15 protein-coding genes are annotated in these 18,137 nt (G+C 51.7%); 6 read left to right on the plus strand and 9 right to left on the minus strand.

The genetic code is table 11. From position 1 onward, the window contains the following. The first annotated feature begins 60 nt into the window (after positions 1-60). The 3 genes from HQ37_RS08085 (at position 61) to cls (ending at position 3,611) form a co-directional block, all read left to right on the plus strand. A complete protein-coding gene (locus HQ37_RS08085) occupies positions 61-1,032 on the plus strand; it encodes a glycosyltransferase family 10 domain-containing protein (protein ID WP_052080772.1) in 972 nt (323 codons plus the stop codon). A gap of 104 nt (positions 1,033-1,136) precedes the next feature. After that, a complete protein-coding gene (locus tag HQ37_RS05030; RefSeq protein WP_036881226.1) occupies positions 1,137-2,225 on the plus strand; it encodes a GDP-L-fucose synthase in 1,089 nt (362 codons plus the stop codon). Between the two features lie 117 nt (positions 2,226-2,342). Then, positions 2,343-3,611 (plus strand): cardiolipin synthase, encoded by a 1,269-nt coding sequence (gene cls, locus HQ37_RS05035; protein WP_081951768.1) that lies wholly within the window; start codon positions 2,343-2,345, stop codon positions 3,609-3,611. An 18-nt stretch (positions 3,612-3,629) separates the two neighbouring features. Here the strand turns inward: cls and HQ37_RS05040 are convergent, their stop codons facing one another. The 9 genes from HQ37_RS05040 to HQ37_RS05080 all read right to left on the minus strand — a co-directional run bounded on the left by HQ37_RS05040 (position 3,630) and on the right by HQ37_RS05080 (position 15,455). Further along, the gene (locus HQ37_RS05040; protein WP_036881227.1) at positions 3,630-4,994 is read right to left on the minus strand and encodes a YihY/virulence factor BrkB family protein; all 1,365 of its coding nucleotides are present in this window, start codon (positions 4,992-4,994) and stop codon (positions 3,630-3,632) included. Positions 4,995-5,320: 326 nt separating this feature from the next. Continuing rightward, positions 5,321-6,466: a glycosyltransferase family 1 protein gene (locus tag HQ37_RS05045; RefSeq protein ID WP_036881228.1), complete on the minus strand. Its 1,146-nt coding sequence runs from the start codon at positions 6,464-6,466 to the stop codon at positions 5,321-5,323. A gap of 4 nt (positions 6,467-6,470) precedes the next feature. Continuing rightward, positions 6,471-7,613, minus strand: coding sequence for a glycosyltransferase family 4 protein (locus HQ37_RS05050; RefSeq protein WP_036881270.1), 1,143 nt, complete (start codon positions 7,611-7,613; stop codon positions 6,471-6,473). 154 nt (positions 7,614-7,767) lie between these two features. Further along, a complete protein-coding gene (gene tpiA / locus HQ37_RS05055) occupies positions 7,768-8,523 on the minus strand; it encodes a triose-phosphate isomerase (RefSeq protein ID WP_036881229.1) in 756 nt (251 codons plus the stop codon). A 13-nt stretch (positions 8,524-8,536) separates the two neighbouring features. Next, on the minus strand, positions 8,537-9,844 hold the full coding sequence (locus HQ37_RS05060; protein ID WP_036881231.1) for a BT_3928 family protein: 1,308 nt from the start codon (positions 9,842-9,844) through the stop codon (positions 8,537-8,539). Then, complete coding sequence (locus HQ37_RS05065) at positions 9,841-10,383, minus strand: DUF1599 domain-containing protein (RefSeq protein ID WP_036881232.1); 543 nt, start codon at positions 10,381-10,383, stop codon at positions 9,841-9,843. Before HQ37_RS05065 ends, HQ37_RS05060 begins: the two co-directional genes overlap by 4 nt. 21 nt (positions 10,384-10,404) lie before the next feature. Then, positions 10,405-12,852, minus strand: a complete 2,448-nt coding sequence (lon, locus tag HQ37_RS05070; RefSeq protein WP_036881233.1) for an endopeptidase La — start codon at positions 12,850-12,852, stop codon at positions 10,405-10,407. 269 nt (positions 12,853-13,121) lie between these two features. Beyond that, complete coding sequence (locus HQ37_RS05075) at positions 13,122-13,742, minus strand: DedA family protein (RefSeq protein ID WP_036881234.1); 621 nt, start codon at positions 13,740-13,742, stop codon at positions 13,122-13,124. A 15-nt stretch (positions 13,743-13,757) separates the two neighbouring features. Continuing rightward, positions 13,758-15,455: a glutamine--tRNA ligase/YqeY domain fusion protein gene (locus tag HQ37_RS05080; RefSeq protein ID WP_036881235.1), complete on the minus strand. Its 1,698-nt coding sequence runs from the start codon at positions 15,453-15,455 to the stop codon at positions 13,758-13,760. Positions 15,456-16,037: 582 nt separating this feature from the next. Between HQ37_RS05080 and HQ37_RS05085 the strand changes: the two genes are divergently transcribed. The 3 genes from HQ37_RS05085 to HQ37_RS05095 are packed head-to-tail and all read left to right on the plus strand — an operon-like array spanning position 16,038 to position 18,091. Next, positions 16,038-16,877 carry an ATP-binding cassette domain-containing protein gene (locus tag HQ37_RS05085; RefSeq protein WP_036881236.1) on the plus strand — a complete coding sequence of 280 codons (840 nt, stop codon included), beginning with the start codon at positions 16,038-16,040 and terminating at the stop codon, positions 16,875-16,877. Between the two features lie 36 nt (positions 16,878-16,913). Then, positions 16,914-17,738, plus strand: a complete 825-nt coding sequence (locus HQ37_RS05090) for a hypothetical protein (protein WP_152566799.1) — start codon at positions 16,914-16,916, stop codon at positions 17,736-17,738. Further along, entirely contained in the window at positions 17,735-18,091 is a 357-nt protein-coding gene (locus HQ37_RS05095) for a GntR family transcriptional regulator (RefSeq protein WP_036881238.1), read from the plus strand. The genes HQ37_RS05090 and HQ37_RS05095 overlap by 4 nt, the downstream gene beginning before the upstream one ends. Positions 18,092-18,137 lie beyond the last annotated feature (46 nt).

The following is an 18,137-nucleotide window of genomic DNA, read 5'->3' on the forward strand; positions in this document are numbered from 1 at the left end:
TCTGTCTCTATATTTTGCTTGGGAATATTAATCTGTTGATACAAACATATTGGAAGAATAATGAATGCCGTAGAAAGAGTTAGAAACATTTTGAACTATTGTATCAATGAGGTACAAATGTACCGTCAGTGTCCGAACAGTAAGTACTATAACTTTTGGCCGTGTGATTACAACAATAACTGGTTCAATCACTTTGTTGAGCATCGAGGCCTGGCGAAGGAGCGGCATCGATTGAATTTCTTTTCTGTATTCGGGAATCCATTACTCCCCAGAATCATTCCCGGTAAAAAGGTCTTTTTTACTGGAGAAAACTTGGCAGATAATTCCATTCATAGTATTGGAAGGGCGTTTAAGAAGACCTTCCCCGTTTATGATCTCGTTCTTGGTTTTGACTATGAGGTTGAAGATAGCCGTGTCAACTATATGCGTTTCCCTCTGTGGATAGCTTTTCTCATTGATCCCACCGCTGATTATCAAAAGATTAAAGAGACGATCGAGAGGATCAATGACCCCTCCACGAGGCTTAATGCCAGCCGAGATCGCTTTGCTTGCCTTGTGGCTAGCCATGATAAGACTGGGATACGTCAGAAGCTGTATGATGTACTTATGCCCATTGCCTCAGTTACTTGCCCTGGAAGGTTTCAGAATAATACGAATGAATTGCATGATCTGTATGCAAATGACAAAAGGGAGTATCTGAAGCTCTTCAAGTTCAATGTTTGTCCTGAGAACTCCTCTACTCCCGGCTATATTACAGAGAAACTATTTGATTCTTTTGCATCAGGTTGTATCCCGATATACTTTGGAGGAGGAACAGAAGAGATAGAACCGGATATCGTTAATCAAGGAGCCTTTATTCGATACTGGGATGATGGTCGAATGGACTGGATGGACACGGTTCGAGAGCTTTGGGAGTCTCCCTCCGCATACAGAGCTGTGGCCGAAATTCCTCCCTTTAAGGAGCAAGCAGCAGATGTTATCTATGCTTACATGGAGAATCTTCATGACAAGCTTGCCGCAATTGTCCGTTAAGGCGGAAGTGGAGTTAATATGAATACAACAGATTTAGTGGACAGATATACCATAAAGCCCACTAAAAATGGTTAGATCTACAACTACTTTTTTATACGAAGTTCATGGAACGTAGTGCCAAGATTTATGTTGCAGGCCATCGAGGCCTCGTCGGTAGTGCCATCCTCAGAGCCCTTCAAGGGCAGGGGTACACCAATCTAGTAGTTCGAACCCACGCCGAGCTAGACTTAACGGATGCTGTGGCCACACGAGCCTTTTTCGAAGAGGAGAGGCCCGAGTATGTCTTCCTCGCAGCTGCCAAGGTCGGAGGGATTATGGCAAACAATACCTATCGGGCAGACTTCCTACTCGATAATCTTGCTATCCAGCAGCATGTGATCGGAGAAAGTCTCCGTACAGGGGTCAAGAAGCTCCTCTTCTTGGGTAGTACCTGCATTTATCCCAAAGAGGCTCCTCAACCCATGAGCGAAGATTGTCTCTTGACTTCCCCCCTCGAATACACAAACGAACCCTATGCTATTGCGAAGATCGCAGGACTCAAACTCTGCGAGAGTATGAATTTGCAGTATGGTACGAACTTCATCGCTGCCATGCCTACGAATCTGTATGGCCCGGGGGATAACTTCGACCTTGAGCGCAGTCATGTCTTGCCCGCAATGCTACGCAAAATGTTGCTGGCAAGGGCTTTGTCCGAGTCGGACTGGGCATTCATCCGTCGAGACCTTGAGGTGAGACCCCTCCTTCAGCTAGGGGCTCTGAGCGAAGAGAGCAATGAGGCTATTGCCCAAGTACTAGACGAGCACTATGGCATCAAGGCTAGTGAACTAATCCTTTGGGGCAGTGGGCGGCCTCGCAGGGAGTTCCTTTGGAGTGAGGATATGGCCCGTGCCTGTGTGTTTCTCATGCAGCAGGTGAACTTCTCTGACCTCATCCCTGAGACAGGCCCTGTGCGCAACTGCCACATTAATGTTGGTACTGGAGAGGATATTAGCATCAGTGAGCTGGCTCATTTGATCGCCTATGTCGTTGGCTATAAGGGGAAGATCTCCTTCGATGTTACGAAGCCAGACGGTACGATGCTGAAGTTAACTGATCCTAGCCGCCTGCATCGCATGGGCTGGAGGCATAGTGTAGGGTTGGACGAGGGGATCGAGCAGCTACACCGTTGGTATCTCTCTAGCCTTGAGCAATAACTTGTCCCCTATAGATTTCCTATGGCTCAGCCGAGAGCTTACGAGCATTAGATGAACGAACAATCCAGCCCGATATGCCTCATCGGATCGAGATCCAGGCCTAGGTTGCTTGTTCTGATGCTTGTTTTTCTTGCCTCGGCCCTCCCTCAGAGCCTATGGGGCAACATGCCACTGCGTGATAGCCTCTTCTCTTTGCCTCGGGAGGCTTTCGATGCCACGAGTGATTCGCTGGTCAAGCATTTGCTTATAGAGGAGGGTTCGCCTATCCGTCGGAGCAATCGTGTGCGCCTATTGACCAGTGGGCAGGAGAAGTTCGACGATCTCTTCGACCATATTCGTCAGGCACAGCATCATATTCACATGGAGTACTTCAACTTTAGAAATGACTCCATCTCGCATGCTCTCTTTACCTTGCTCGCCGAGAAGGCAGAGCAAGGGGTGGAGATACGCATCCTCTTTGATGACTTTGGCAACTGGTCGAATAATCGCCCCCTCAAGCGTCGAGACCTCCTCGAGCTTAGAGATTTGGGAATAGATATTGTCAAGTTTGACCCCATCCGCTTCCCCTATATCAATCATGCTAAGAGCCGCGACCATCGTAAGATCGTGGTGATTGATGGCTATATCGGCTATGTCGGGGGGATGAATGTCGCAGACTATTACATCAATGGCCTACCTAAGATCGGCCCGTGGAGGGATATTCACATGCGGATCGAGGGGGATGCAGTGCTGGATCTGCAGCAGGTCTTTATTGATATGTGGCGAGGGGAGACTGGGCGAGACATTTCGGGCTATGGCTACTATATCGGTAGCCCCAATCCGCCCCCTGCGGACTCTGCCATCGCTGTGGCTATTGTCGATCGAGAGCCGAATATCAGCCCAGAGGCTATTAAGAGGGCCTATGCGGCCTCGATACAGGTCTCGGACGATAGGGTTCGGATCATCAACCCTTACTTCGTCCCAACGACCTCGATTTGGCGAGCTATTCGCTCTTCGCTTAAGCGCGGTATTCAGATCGAGATCATGGTGCCTGAGAAGTCTGACATCCCCTTCACCCCGGATGCGATGTTGCATAAGTTGCGTAAGCTATCCCGGCATGGAGCTAAGGTATTACTCTATCAGGGAGGCTTTCATCATTCCAAAATCATGACCGTGGACGATCGCTTCTCAACAGTAGGGTCTGCTAATCTCAACAGTCGTAGCCTGCGCTATGACTATGAGACGAATGCCTTTATCTTCGATCGGGGCTTTACTGCGGAGCTCGACTCGCTCTTTGATCGGGACAAAGAGCATTGCATCCCACTGGATGATGACTATTGGGAGCGGAGAAGCCTATGGCGTAAGTTCGTCGGTTGGTTTGCTAATCTACTGACACCCTTCCTTTGAATGAGAGATCCGAGGCCTTTACAGGTCTCGGATCTTTTCACTTTGAGTATTCGCCAGGCATGCTGATCGGGCTCTGAGCATAGCCTCCCATTCGGCTGAGAAGCGTTCGTTCCTGTCTATCTTAAAGTCCTCCACCCCATGTCGATCGATCAGGTCGAGGACGTAGCCTACAGTCAAGAGTTCGGGGTCAAAGGCTGGCTGATAATAGACCCCCTCAGGGTCGCTGGAGAGGCGCACTTCGACGATGAGGCCTAGCCTACGCAGCAGTGTAAGTGAGCGTCCCAGCATGCGGGCAGGGATCTTGCATTCGCTCGAGAGACGTGCCGCATCGTAGGGTGGGAGGTAGGGGTCGGCGAAGTGCTTGGTCATGCGGCTGAGGATGATCAGAGTGACGAAGTCTTGGTAACGCCTAGAGGCATTGTCGCTGGCAGCCTCGAAGTAGAAGTTGCCTACATTCTGTATTGAGTGGCTCAGTTGTGCTCCGAATAGGGTAATCACCCAGGAGAGCTGTAGCCAGAGGAGCAGTAGGGGAAAGGCCGCAAAGCTCCCATAGATCGCATTGTATCGAGAGATCCATAGTACCCCGCTGATGTAGAGGGCTTGGAAGATCTGAAAGGCCGATCCTGCGATCACCCCTGCGATCAATGCAGGCATGAAGCGCACTCGTACATTCGGCATGAATTTGTATAACCCGAAGAAGAGTATGATCGAGAGTGCATAGGGGAGAAATTTGAAGAGCTGTGCCGTCAGCGGGCCAATAATCATGAGGTCGCTGAGGTAGGTATTCTTGATCGTTGTCATGAAGATCGTTACCCCACTGGAAAGGATCATCAGCACAGGGATAAGGACGAATATTCCGAGGTAATTGATGATCCTACGCCCCCAGGAGCGTCGGTGTGGAGCCTGCCAAATATCGTTGAAGGTATCCTCAATGTCCACGACGAGCATCAGCACGGTGTAGAGCAGGATCAGGAGACCCAAGCCGACGAAGAGCCCCCCCTGAACTTGGTTTAGATAATTCTCCACATATTCGAAGCCTCGCTGTAGCTCCTCCTCATGCCCAGGAAGAGCCTTGTTGAGCCCATTGCGTACTACATGCTGTAGCCCAAAGCCCTTGGCAATGCCGACAATGACGGCTAGCATGGGGACTAGGGATAGGATGGTACTATAGGTGAGCGATGAGGCCTTGCTGTAGAGGTTCGTTTGGAAGAAGCTATTTACGCTCATCGAAAAAGCCTTGATGGCAGAGATGCCAATAGCTTTAGACCCCGAGAGCTCATCATGGCTGATGCGCCACATATCGAGCGTGAGGAAGCGGAAGCCCTTGATAAATCTGAGGCGTAGATTGCGCAGTATGGCCGATAGGCGGGTTTGTTTATTCATTCTTTGTTGTCGAGGTAAATCTATGCACCATTACAGACCTCAGAGAGACGTCGGGGCGGCTGAGGATCTAAGCAAAGGTAGTAAATCTCTCTAAGCTCTACCTCCACAGCATCTTGAGCATTTATCAGATCTAACGCCACTGGTCTCCCTCTAGGAATTCAAGTAGGATCGATGATGAGATCTAAGTAGGAGTTCGAGTGAAGTCCTATCTGATCCTCGAGTGAGATCCTATCTATATCTCCACTGCGACTCTATTTTATGTCTCTACGGAGTTCTTATTGGCCGCTCGCCCGCGATCCTATCTAGATCCTTTTACGATATGATCTCTAGGTGTTGACTTCGCCTAGTAGAATCTCGAAGAGGGCAGACCAATCTTGTGCGTACGGAGCAGATACTTCTTCCCTGGTAATTGATTGGGTTGCGAGCTTACCGCATAGTGCCTGCTCCATCAGATCGGCTAGCTTAGCGGCATCCTCCACGGGGAAGAAGGCCACTCGTTCGCCTCCAGCAGAGGTCTCGTGCGCATAGGGTAGATCTGCCAAGAGCACGGGCTTGCTTACCCCCAAGGTGTGGCAGGTCTCGAGAAACTCTGTGATCGGCAATCCCCAGGTCTCCACCCGAGAGGGGAAAACGAAGCAGTCAGTCGAGGCATAGTGAGCATACAATCGATCTCGATCCATGAGTCCTGCAAAGTGTAGGGAGCGTACTTCACCCCATCGAGCCTTGATGTACTGAGCATACTTATTCTCATCCCCCCGGATCGTCATGATGGTCTCAAAAGCCCCACAGCCCACTCGCCTCTCCAGCAGTCGTGTGGCCTCGGCTAAGGTCTCGAAACCCTTATGGGTATCGGGTGTAGAGGCAAAGAAGAAGCGGTAGGGTACATCCTCCTCGCCTCTGCTCAAGCTGGAGAGGCTCGCTGGTAGCTGTGCGTTGCGGGGTGGGGGGGCAACGATGAAGCGTTCGGCTGTGATGCCAAACATCTTGCTGAAGCCTCTACGCAGCCACTCTTGCTGGACAATCAAATAGCGATTGCGCCTGATACCTATTTGATAGGCGAACCTGGTGAATAGGGCAAAGAGTGGGATCTTGGGATCAAAGCGGAAGTCCCCCCAATGCCACTTGAGGAAGGGAAAAGAGGTCTGACAGTAAACCGCTTGACGGGCAGCCCGAACCCTCGGTGTCGTATCATGTAGAGAGAGCCATAGGTCGATCGATTCGAGCTCTTTCGATATGCGGTGCATGGTCATGTATTCGCACCACAGACGCTTAGCCCACCCATCGATGGCCCAGGGTAGTTCGATATACTCTATATGGGGATAGTCTGCTAGATCACGCCGATGTACCAGGGCGATGATGCGCCAGCCTTGCCTATTGACCTCGGAGGACAGGAATGAAAGGCATTGTCTGAGGATGGTCAACGTCCCCCCTTTGCGCAGGTTTACGGCCGAAATGACAATCGTTCGCTTCATCGGCTCAATGTTTCGTGTGGAGTAACTGGCCGAATAGCTCTTCCCATTGTGCCATAATGGGCTCTATTTGGTATCGTTCGGAGGAGCGAATAGCTTCGGCAGACATCTTTTGACGAATAGCTTCATCACCCATGAGTTTCGCTAGTGCTTCAGCGAAGGCCTGTTCATTCCCCGGCTCAATCAGATAGCCAGATTGCCCGTGGCGGACGATATCTCTTGGACCACTTGGACACGCATAGGAAACAACAGGTAGTCCAATAGCCTGTGCTTCAATGAGTACCATTGGTAGACCCTCGTAATGAGAACTCATTACGTAGATAGATGACTTACAATACTCCCTTTCGATGTAGTGGCTAATACCTCCAAGGATGATCTGCTGCTCTAGTCCTAGTCTATTGATTTTATCTTGAAGCTCTTGTCTTAATGGCCCATCCCCCATAATAACTAGCTCCCAATCAGGAAATTGTTTCGCAACTAGAGCCCATAGATCTATGAGTGAAGAGAAATTTTTCTGATATTCAAATCGTCCTACAGCAATGGCTCTTTTAGAAGAAATATCGGCAATCTTTTTAGGTGCAAAGGGGCAGGCGTTAGGGATGACTATTACGTTCTTATTACGCTTCCATAGTTTTAACTCTTCTTGAGTTAAGATGACAAAACGATCGTAGCGGCGAGAAAGTAGCTCTTCTGCCCACACCCGTAAGACTCCCCAAAGACGATACAACCATCTATTTTTGGGGTACATTAGTATTCGTGTATACTTAGAGCTATGGAGTTCTAGCACCTTGAGGCTGCCATCTCGAAGAGATGGCAATAGTGGTGCATCTTGGAAGAAGGTCGATACCGTAATGTCGGGCTTGATCTCGGCGAGTAGGGCCTCGAGTTTGCGCTTATGCTCGCCTCTCTTGATACGTAGAGCCCGCAGACGACGCCACCGTCCGAGAGCATTGTCCAGCTCATAGTTGAGCGCAAGGTCATGTAGCTGAACCCGATCGTCTAGATCAAAGGCTGGCCTCGCCCCTCTCTGATCAGTCGTGATGATGTGTACCGTATGCCCATGCTGCACCCAGTAGTTTGCCTTGCTCGATATTACTCGCTCGATGCCACCTCTGCGGTGCAGTGCCTGAAGGCAATATGCTATAACCATAATGTACGTAACTATTTCTTTAAGCAAAGGTAGCAAAAGGAATAGAGACTTTGTTGCCTGCATGCTGGAGGTTCTTGCAAAAGGAAAAGGGTTGCGGAGAGGCCTCAGCCTCACCACAACCCCTCTCGGATAGTTTTGCTCTCCGTTGAGAGACTTAGAAAGCCTCGATGATGGGAAGGAACTTCTCAACAGACAGAGAAGCCCCGCCGATCAGTCCGCCATCAACGTCTGGACGAGAGAAGAGCTCCTGAGCATTACCTGCATTGCAGCTGCCACCATAGAGGATCGTGCAGTCCTCTGCGATCTGAGCCCCATACTTGTTGGCTATGAAGCTGCGGATGTGCGCATGAATCTCCTGAGCCTGATCGGAGGTAGCGGTCAGACCTGTACCGATAGCCCAAACAGGTTCGTAGGCCAGCACGATCTTGCCAAAATCCTCTGCTGAGAGCGAGAAGAGTGCTTGAGCGATCTGCTGCTCTACAACCTCGAAGTGCTTGCCAGCCTCACGCTCCTCCTTCACTTCACCGATGCAGAAGATAGGTGTCAGGCCATTGGCTAAGGCTAGCTTCACCTTCTCTGTCAGGATCTGATCCGTCTCACCATAGTAGGCTCTTCGCTCGGAATGTCCTAGGATCACATAGCTAGCCCCAGTAGAGGCCACCATAGCGGCAGATACTTCGCCCGTGTAAGCTCCCTCAGCCTTGTCGGCACAGTTCTCAGCAGCGATGCCGATGGGGCTATCAGTGGCTAGTTCGGCAATGCTTGCCAGGTGAATGAAAGGAGCACCAATGATGACTTCGCAGCGGAGCTGCTTGCCCGATAGGGTGGACTTCAGTTCTTCGATGAAGCTCTTCCCTTCACAGAGGGTTTTATTCATCTTCCAGTTCCCTGCTACAATGTTCTTTCTCATTTGTCGTTTACTTTTATGAATGATGATTAGTTGAATTTGTCTCTCTTCCTCTTCTGACTAGTTGGGAGAGTACCATGATGTACCTTAGTAGCAGTCGCAGAGCCCCGTGTAGCAGTAGTGCTGCCCACAGCCCGAGCAGTGCCATGCGCCAGTAGGTAGGGTGGGTTGTCTTACCCTCCTGCATACGACTATGCAGGTAGGTCGTGATTTGCTCCGTTTCGGGTAGGTTGGCCGTGGAGATCTTGTCTACTATCTTACCCGAGCGCAAGAGCAGTAGTGTCGGATTGCCTCTGCCGATCGTCTTGATGGTCGTCGCATCCGCTGTTAGGAACGGATAGCTAGCTCCGGTCTGATATTGCCACCACTCCATAGCAGACTTAGAGCCATCTGAGACACCATAGAAATTATAGCCTAGGCTTCGGCTCTGTCTGTAGAGCTCGTTGATTTGGTCGATGTGCCCTTGGTCGGCACGTTCAAGATTGGCCGAGAGGAGGAGGATTGCCCCCATGCTATCGCTCAGAATGTTCTCTGTGAGGTTCTCCCCATCCGCCCCCAGCAGGTCGAGACTGTAGCGTGATGACTCCAGTTCTGTGGGGGCAAGGCTCTCTACCTTGACGAAGCTCCATGAGCTATCGGGTAGGCTGTCGGGAGAGAAGCTCCCTTGCTCCCCGTTCCGCTCATAGATGTAGCGGCTGGCCTCGAGCAGTCGGGTCTGTCGCTCAGATTGCTCCATCGCAATGGCTTGAGCTAGATCTAGCCCTCTAGGGTAGGGGCGTAGGTCAATGATCGGTAGGTACTTTACATTCGCATGGATGAAAGTCGTAATACCAAAGACTGCTAGAACCATAGGTATCCATCGCTCTCGCCGAGTGTAGAGGTAGTGAATACCTCGGGCATGACGCATAACCCAGTAAGAGAGAGGTAGGAGCAGAAGGTTTTTGATTACTGTCTCTGTGTTGGAGAGCCTAATGGCATCTCCGAAGCATCCACAGTCTGTAATCGCTCCGGTTACCAAGGTGTAGACCGTTAGCAGAGTCATCAGCAGCATGGTCAAGAAGATCAGTCTAGAGCAGAGCCTGCGATAAATGCCCATTAGTAGGAAAGAACCCAGCAGGAACTCAATAGCACACACTCCATAGGCTAGCCAAGCCATTCCCGTTTCGTACTCGGCCAAGAAGCCTAGGCCGAAGGCTCTTACATACTCGCCCAGCTTGAGAGATACCCCTATAGGATCTATGGCCTTGAGTAGTCCTGAGGCTACGAAGACCCCACCGAGTATTACCCGGGCAACCTCCAATACATAGCGAGAGTAAGACTTCATTGTTGTAGCTTGACTAAGGCAAAGATGGCATAATTGACCATGTCCATGTAGTTGGCCTCGATCCCCTCAGAGGCAAGCGTTTCTCCACCTAGGTCTTCGATCTGCTTTGTACGATAGATCTTGGTCAAGATGAGGTCTACGAGAGAGCTCAAGCGCATCTGTCGCCAAGCCTCTCCATAGTCATGATTTTTGGCTCTCATCAGCTCTAGGGTGCGCTCCAGTTGTCTGTCATAGCACTCTAGAGCCACTTCGCAGCTAATGTCGGGGTGGTCTACTGCTCCGCGCTCGAGCTGTATCATGGCCACGAGACCATAGTTGATGATCCCGACGAACTCGGGCTCTATCCCCTCATCCACACATCGCTCCCCGACCTGCTGGAGCGTCCGAATACGTCCAGCCTTGATGTAGATTTGATCTGTCAAGGACGAGGCTCTCATGATCCGCCACGAGGGGCCATAGTCATGGAGCTTGCGTACGAATAGCTCTCGGCACTGGGCCACGACGGTCTGTACTTGTGCCTGGGTGTCTGATTTGCTCATAGCTCTCTAGCTGTGTAGATGTTAGCCAACGACTTCGTCAGTCAAGGCAATGGCTAGCACTTGGCTGATCTCGTCTACATAGTGGAAGGTGAGGCCCTTGATATAGGTTGCTCCGATCTCTTCAATATCCTTGCGATTCTCGCTGCAGAGGATGATGTCTGTAATGCCTGATCGTTTGGCTGCAAGGATCTTCTCCTTGATCCCTCCGACAGGCAATACCTTGCCTCTAAGGGTGATCTCGCCCGTCATGGCTAGATTGGCTCGCACCTTACGTCGAGTAAGGGTAGAGACGAGTGAGGTCACGATGGTAATCCCTGCGCTGGGGCCATCCTTGGGCACTGCTCCCTCGGGCACGTGGATGTGCACCTCTCGCTCCTTGAATGCCTCGGGTTGGATGCCAAACTCTTCGGCATGAGTGCGAATATAGCTTAAGGCCAGAACGGCAGACTCTTTCATCACATCACCGAGGCTACCTGTGAGGATGAGCTTACCCTCCTGTCCCTTGTGTAGGCTGCTCTCTACGAAGAGGATCTCGCCCCCTACACTCGTCCAAGCAAGACCCACAACAACGCCTGGGTGGTCATTGCCCTGATACTTGTCTCGGGAATAGGGAGGTTTGCCCAGATACTCCTCGACCTGCTTGGGGGTAATATCCCTAGGGGCATAGTCGCCAGAGGCCTCGATGAAGGCTATCTTGCGCAGAATCTTAGCGATTTGCTTATTCAGTCCTCGCACCCCGCTCTCTCGGGTGTAATGTTCGATGACGTGTTCTATGCCTTTGTTGCTGAATGTAACGGTCTTGTAACGCAATCCGTGTGCCTCGATCGCCTCTGGGATGAGGTGTCGCTTGGCAATCTGTACTTTCTCTTGGGTAATATACCCCGAGACCTCGATCATCTCCATGCGGTCTCGCAGAGGCTGAGAGATGTTGGAGATGTTGTTGGCCGTAGCGATGAAGAGTACCTTGCTCAGGTCGTAGTCAATGTCGAGATAGTTGTCGTGGAAGGCTGTATTCTGCTCTGGGTCGAGGACTTCTAGCAGGGCAGAGGAGGGGTCTCCCTTGTAATCGCTGGAGACCTTGTCAATCTCGTCCAGGACAAAGACTGGGTTAGAAGTCCCAGCCTTCTGAAGACCCTGGATGATACGCCCGCTCATTGCGCCGATATAGGTACGTCGATGGCCTCGGATCTCAGCTTCGTCGTGCACCCCACCGAGCGAGATGCGGACGTACTTGCGCCCGAGGCTCTCGGCGATGCTCTTGCCTAGAGAGGTCTTACCAACTCCTGGAGGGCCATAGAGACAGATGATGGGGGATTTGAGATCGCCCTTGAGCTTGAGGACGGCTAGGTGTTCGAGGATGCGCTCCTTGACCTTCTCGAGGCCGTAGTGATGACTATTGAGGATGCGCTGGGCGTTCTTTAGGTTGAAGTTGTCCTGACTATACTCGCCCCAGGGCAATGAGAGCACTGTGCGCAGGTACTGCATCTGAATGCCGTACTCAGGGCTCTGAGGATGCATCCGCTCAGCCTTGCCTACCTCCTTCTCGAAAGTTGTCTGAACCTCTAGGCTCCACTTCTTTTTGCGAGCCTCCTCTCTCAGCTCAGTGATCTCGATCTCTGAGGGGTTGCCACCGAGTTCTTCCTGTATCGTACGGATCTGTTGCTGGAGGAAGTACTCCTTCTGCTGCCTGTCCATCTCCTCTCGAGTGCGACTTTGTAAGTTCTCCTTGAGTTGAGCGATTTGTAGCTCGGTATTTTGGGCCGTAAGTACCTTGAGTGCTCGCTCTCGCAGCGAGTCGATCTCTAGCAATGCTTGCTTCTTTTCTAGATCTAGGGCTAGGTTACTGGCAGCAAAGCTGACGATATAGATTGGGTTCTTATTACCCTTGAGCGCACCTACGAATTCGTTAGGCATGTTGCGCATATTGTGCTGTAGGAGGCTCAGCGTATTGTCCTTGATGGTCGAGAGGAGCACCTTGTCCTCAGCCCGATTGCGCTTGGGCAGGACTTCAGGTCTCAGGGCAATTGTCCCACGTAGGAATTCGCCCTCTGTATTGATATCGCCGAGGTCAAATCTCTGCCGTCCCTGTACGATAACAGTGATCTGCCCATCGGGGAGCTCGATCACACGTAGCAGCTCGGCCATGACCCCGACGTCGAAGAGATCCTCACGTTTAGGGTACTCAACTCCGTTGTCTCGCTGAGCCACAGTGCCGAAGAGGCCCTGTGTGCGCTCGATGTGTCGAATGAGTTTGACTGACTGCTCTCGCCCGATAAGGATGGGCATAGCGAGGCCTGGGAAGAGCACCATATTGCGTAGGGCGAGGATGGGGATCTCCCCCTGTGTGCTCAGCTCTTCCTCTCCACTGAGGCTGAAGTCTACGTCTATAGGACAATCGGCCACTACGGGGAAGATCCCGTTGGCCTCCTCGACCTGATCTATTATTTGTAAAATATCTTTGTTGTTCATCTATTGTTAAGGGATAATACCCTCGAGTCATAATGTAAATACTGCAAACACAACATCAAATATCGTGCCAATGTGGACTGCCTCCTGATCTCTCAAGACAATTGCTGGGTAGATGCTCCTTAGTGGGGTAGGCTAGAGGGTTGTGCTGTAGATCTATAAGGATCTTGGCAAGAGATCTCTATACTTCGGTTAATGGGGCTACGGCGAAATGGTCATTTCGTCGCAGCCCCATCTCTCATGGGCGATCTGTCAGATGCTCTATGCGGGCCCTACTTCTGTAGAGAAGTCCTGCGCCTCTTGACGAAGTATAGGCCGATGAGTATTACCACAACTATGCCAGCGATAGAGAGGCCAATGGTCTTGCTGTAGGCGATCAGAAGCTCCTGGTTAGCTCCGAGGAAGTAGCCTAAGGCTGCCAAGACGACATTCCATGCCCCCGCTCCGATGGTTGTGTAGAGAAGGAAGGGCCCTAGGGGCATTCCCGCCATCCCTGCAGGGATGGAGATGAGCTGACGGATGCCAGGGATCAATCGCCCCACGAGGGTCGAGATCGCCCCATTCTTTTGGAAGTAGGCCTCGGCCCGCTCTACTTTCTCTCGGCTCAGCAGGCACAAGCGACCCACTCGGCTCTCGGCAAAGCGATAGACCACTGGGCGACCGAGGTACTTGGCTAGGTAATAATTGACCAAAGCCCCTATGTTGCAGCCTATTGTGGCGAAGAGGACAACGAGCAGGACGTTGAGTTCGCCATTAGCTGCACGCCAGGCTGCTGGGGGAATGACTATCTCTGAAGGGAAGGGGATAAACGAGCTCTCGATAGCCATCAGAACCGTTACCCAAAAGTAGTCCAGGTGGCGTAGGATCTCCTGTATAAACTCTAGTGATTCCATTACATCAAGGAGAGATTATTGATTAATCTTCTTCCAGTTATCCTTGAGCGAAACGGTACGGTTAAACACCAATCGCTCTCTCGTGCTCTCTCTGTCTACGCAGAAGTAGCCGATACGCTGGAACTGGAATCTCTCACCCACCTGTGCCGAGGCGAGGAAACGCTCGATGCGGCAGTGCTGACGCACGACGAGCGACTCGGGGTTGATGAGCTCATGGAGCTCCTTGCCCTGTATCTCGGAGGGGTTCTCGTCGGTGAAGAGACGATCATAGAGTCGTACCTCGGCCTCTACGCTGTCGTGGCATGATACCCAGTGGATTGTCCCCTTGACCTTGCGGTTGCTCTCGGGCATCCCAGAGAGGGTGTTGGGGTCGTACTCGGCATATACCTCGACGATGTTGCCCTGCTCATCCTTCTTACAGCCAGTACATTTGACGATGTAGGCACTCTTGAGGCGAACCTCCTGGCCTGGGGTCATGCGGTAGTACTTCTTGGGGGCATCCTCCATGAAGTCATCACGCTCGACGAAGAGTTCTCTAGCGAAGGTGATGCTGTGCGAGCCAGAGGTTGGATCTTCGGGATTGTTGACGAACTCCATCTGCTCGACCTTGTCCTCAGGGTAGTTGGTGATAACCAGCTTGATGGGGTCAAGCACAGCCGAGGCACGGGTAGCGTGCTGATTGAGATCCTCACGCACAGCATGCTCGAGGAGGGCTACATCGATGATACCATCGTATTTGGTGTAGCCGATCTTGTCGATGAAGCTACGGATCGATTCGGGTGTATAGCCACGGCGGCGATATCCACAGATCGTAGGCATGCGGGGGTCGTCCCAACCCTGGACGAGCCCATCCTTGACCAGTTGTAGCAGCTTGCGCTTGCTCATCATCGTATAGGTGAGGTTGAGGCGGTTGAACTCAAACTGCCTGGGTCGATATGACCGCTCGTCCTTGAGTAGGTCGATAAAGTAGTCGTATAGTGGGCGGTGTACCTCAAACTCAAGCGTACAGATCGAGTGGGTTACCCCCTCGAAGTAATCACTCTGACCATGGGCAAAGTCGTACATCGGATATACGCTCCAGGTGCGCCCTGTACGGTGATGTGGGTGCTTGATGATGCGGTAGATGATGGGGTCTCGGAAGTGCATATTGGACGAGGCCATGTCGATCTTGGCACGTAGGGTCATAGCTCCCTCGTCGAATTCGCCTGCATTCATGCGGCGGAATAGGTCTAGGCTCTCCTGAGCTGGACGGTCTCTGTAGGGGCTATGCATCCCGGGGACGGTGGGCGTCCCCTTCTGCTGAGCGATCTGCTCGGCTGTCTGCTCGTCCACATAGGCATGGCCCTCGAGGATGAGACGCTCGGCGAAGGTATACAGCTCGTCGAAGTAGTCTGAGGCGTAATAGATCTCGTTCCACTTGAAGCCCAGCCACTCGATGTCTTCACGGATGGCCTCTACATACTCCACATCCTCCTTGACTGGGTTCGTGTCGTCGAAGCGTAGGTTGCAGATACCGCCATATCGCTCTGCGATGCCGAAGTCCATGCAGATGGCCTTGGCATGTCCGATGTGTAGGTATCCGTTGGGTTCGGGTGGGAATCGGGTTTGTAGTCTGCCGTCGTTTTTACCTTCCTTGAGATCTTTCTCAACGATCTGTTCGATGAAGTTGAGGCTGCGCTTGGGGGTTGCCTGTAGCTCTTCGCTGGTAGCCATATATGTAGAAGTTCTCCTTAATTATATAATCATATTTACTAATGCCCCACAAAGGTAATAAATTATGCTTTGGCTTTGCTCGTCTCGGGATCTCTGCTCTGTTATGCTTCGAGCGAAGCATGGAGGTTACCGAGGTATTGGGGAAGTTTCTATCGGGGGAGGTGATGGTATGCTCTAGTAGGGCTCGATTGATCTCTTACTTATACCTCGATGGCGATCCTATCTGTACCTCGATCGAGCTCCTACTTATACCTCGATGTCGATCCTATTTATGTCTCCATTGAGATCCTACTTAGATTTCTATTGCTCTTTCGCCTGGGCCTATATCCCCTGCCTCTCTGGGCCTTCAAGTAGAGCCCATAAACCTATCTTTTTCGATATAAATTCTTGATTACTATATGATTATATCCTTCCTCCTACTCTTATAAATCTTTGCCTCCGATGTACTCCCTTCCCTCGTAAGATGAGATATAGCGAATGAATAGGGCAGAGGTATTGTTTATTCCGAATTTGTGCTTACCTTTGCGGTGTACTACTCGACTAGTACGCTATTTGATTTTGTCAATTAACTCATATAAAGAAATGATCAAGCTAGACAAAGTGAACTTCGGCTATAGCCGCCGAAAGCAGCTCTTCTCGGAGATCGGCTTCGAGCTACCTATGGGTAGCGTCGTTGGTCTCCTGGGGCGTAATGGGGAGGGTAAGAGTACCCTCATGAAACTCATCTCTGGGCAGTTGCTTGCCTCCTCGGGCTCGATCGAGGTGCTCGGCAAGAACCCCAAGGAGCGACCTGTAGGCCTGCTCAGAGAGCTCTATTACCTGCCCGAGGAGGTGCAGATGCCCTCGATCAGCATCCGTGAGTACTTCGACTGCTATGCCCCCTTCTACCCAACCTACGATCAGCGTATCGCCGATAGTTTGATGGGGGAGTTCGACATCAATTGGGGGATGAATCTGGGCAAGATCTCCCTCGGGCAGAAGAAGAAGGCTGCCATCGCCCTGGCTCTCTCGCTGCGTGTCCCCCTGCTCCTGATGGACGAGCCTACCAATGGCCTTGACATCCCGTCCAAGTCGATCTTTCGCCGTGTCGTCGCTCGCTACACCAGCCCCGAGCAGATGATCATCATCAGTACCCATCAGGTTAGAGATTTGGAGCAGCTCATTGACCACCTACTTCTACTCGACGGCAATCGCATTATCGCAAACTACTCGATCGATCATATCCTACGTCATCTGAGCTTTGCCTCTACGACCCCACAGAGCCGTTTCGAGGCTCTGTACGTCGAGCCCAGCATCATGGGCGAGCTCGGGGTCTTTGCTCGTAGAGATGACGAGGCCGAGGGGAACTTCAGCATGGAGCTCTTCTTCAATGCCATGGTCGCCGAACGCTCTCGCATGCTCGCAGCACTAGAAGTGAAGTAAATCCACTCAGATTTAGTTATCCATCTATCAATGAATATGATTATGACTCCCCACAATACCTTTAGTCTCTCTCGAGTTTGGCTCTTGCTCCGCCTGAGCTGGACTGTCTATCGCCGTCCGCTCCTGATCAGCTTGGGCTTGCTCTTCTTCCTCTTGTGGTTTATCGCTCATGTAGACGTGCTCTTCGGTGAGTGGTCTTATCGCCATTGGCAGGATCATTACCTCTTGGGTTATGGCCCTGAGCCTTACATCATGGTCTCTATCTTTTTGGCCTTAGCTACTATCCTTGCAACCCTCTCCAACATCGTTGGGATCAACCGACAGACACGCCATCATACGCCTGGGGCCTATACGCTCCTGCCTGCAACCATCGGGGAGAAGCTCCTCTCGCTAGCCTTGCAGAGCTTTGTCGTCCTTGTCCTGGCTATCCTTGTAGCCCTGGCCGCGATAGGGGCGATCGCTCTCGAGCTCAATCATCAGGCATTGCAGCAGGGTAGTCTTTGGTCGCAAATTTTTGGGGGGAACTACTTCGTTGCCGAGTTTACCAAGCCCCTGGAGGGCGGGGAGATCGAGCGAGGTACTATCCTTGCCTTTTTGATGCCACTGTCGATTTTCCTAGCCTATGCCTTCTCCGCCATACATTTTCGCCGAGTCCTCTCAGCCCTATTGATGACTTCGGCAGTGATCTTCGTAGGTATTCCTGTGCTACTCGTTCAGCTATTAGGTGGGCCTGCATACGAGGTGGGTATAGGGCTTACTCCGATCGAATTTGCCTGGATGTACAACATCTTCTTCTCCCTCCTAGTCATAGGCCTCAGCATTGCTATCTACTATCGTTTCAAAAAGTTGCAAGTCAAATGAAAACCAACCATCTCACCATGGGCTTTGTACAGATCGCCGACTGGGTGTGCGACCGCATCCTTGTGGGGGACTTCATAGCCGAGGGGCGCATCCCCTCAGTGCGGGAGCTCGCTGAGCAGATGGAGGTCAATCCGAACACCATCTCCCGATCTTACGAGCGTCTGCAACGTCAGGAACTCATCTATACCCAGCGAGGCATGGGTTACTTTGTCTCCGAAGGGGCTCGAGAGCAGATATTGGCTCAGCGGCGTAAGACCTTCTTCGAGGAGACAATCCCCGAGCTCAAGACTGAGATGGAGCGGCTACGGATCACTCCCGAGGAGCTCTTCTCAGCTCTGGAGCATTCGCTCTGAATCCCCCGCCCGAGAGCCCCCCCAGGCCTCTGTCTTGACAGACAAA

It is taken from the genome of Porphyromonas sp. COT-239 OH1446 (assembly GCF_000768875.1).
Taxonomy (GTDB): domain Bacteria; phylum Bacteroidota; class Bacteroidia; order Bacteroidales; family Porphyromonadaceae; genus Porphyromonas.

Excerpts from the sequence above, each read along its gene's own strand:
- HQ37_RS08085 (WP_052080772.1), top strand. The coding sequence starts at position 61 with ATGAATGCCGTAGAAAGAGTTAGAAACATTTTGAACTATTGTATCAAT.
- HQ37_RS05030 (WP_036881226.1), top strand. The coding sequence starts at position 1,137 with ATGGAACGTAGTGCCAAGATTTATGTTGCAGGCCATCGAGGCCTCGTC.
- cls (WP_081951768.1), top strand. The coding sequence starts at position 2,343 with ATGCTTGTTTTTCTTGCCTCGGCCCTCCCTCAGAGCCTATGGGGCAAC.
- HQ37_RS05040 (WP_036881227.1), bottom strand. The coding sequence starts at position 4,994 with ATGAATAAACAAACCCGCCTATCGGCCATACTGCGCAATCTACGCCTC.
- HQ37_RS05045 (WP_036881228.1), bottom strand. The coding sequence starts at position 6,466 with ATGAAGCGAACGATTGTCATTTCGGCCGTAAACCTGCGCAAAGGGGGG.
- HQ37_RS05050 (WP_036881270.1), bottom strand. The coding sequence starts at position 7,613 with ATGGTTATAGCATATTGCCTTCAGGCACTGCACCGCAGAGGTGGCATC.
- tpiA (WP_036881229.1), bottom strand. The coding sequence starts at position 8,523 with ATGAGAAAGAACATTGTAGCAGGGAACTGGAAGATGAATAAAACCCTC.
- HQ37_RS05060 (WP_036881231.1), bottom strand. The coding sequence starts at position 9,844 with ATGAAGTCTTACTCTCGCTATGTATTGGAGGTTGCCCGGGTAATACTC.
- HQ37_RS05065 (WP_036881232.1), bottom strand. The coding sequence starts at position 10,383 with ATGAGCAAATCAGACACCCAGGCACAAGTACAGACCGTCGTGGCCCAG.
- lon (WP_036881233.1), bottom strand. The coding sequence starts at position 12,852 with ATGAACAACAAAGATATTTTACAAATAATAGATCAGGTCGAGGAGGCC.
- HQ37_RS05075 (WP_036881234.1), bottom strand. The coding sequence starts at position 13,742 with ATGGAATCACTAGAGTTTATACAGGAGATCCTACGCCACCTGGACTAC.
- HQ37_RS05080 (WP_036881235.1), bottom strand. The coding sequence starts at position 15,455 with ATGGCTACCAGCGAAGAGCTACAGGCAACCCCCAAGCGCAGCCTCAAC.
- HQ37_RS05085 (WP_036881236.1), top strand. The coding sequence starts at position 16,038 with ATGATCAAGCTAGACAAAGTGAACTTCGGCTATAGCCGCCGAAAGCAG.
- HQ37_RS05090 (WP_152566799.1), top strand. The coding sequence starts at position 16,914 with ATGATTATGACTCCCCACAATACCTTTAGTCTCTCTCGAGTTTGGCTC.
- HQ37_RS05095 (WP_036881238.1), top strand. The coding sequence starts at position 17,735 with ATGAAAACCAACCATCTCACCATGGGCTTTGTACAGATCGCCGACTGG.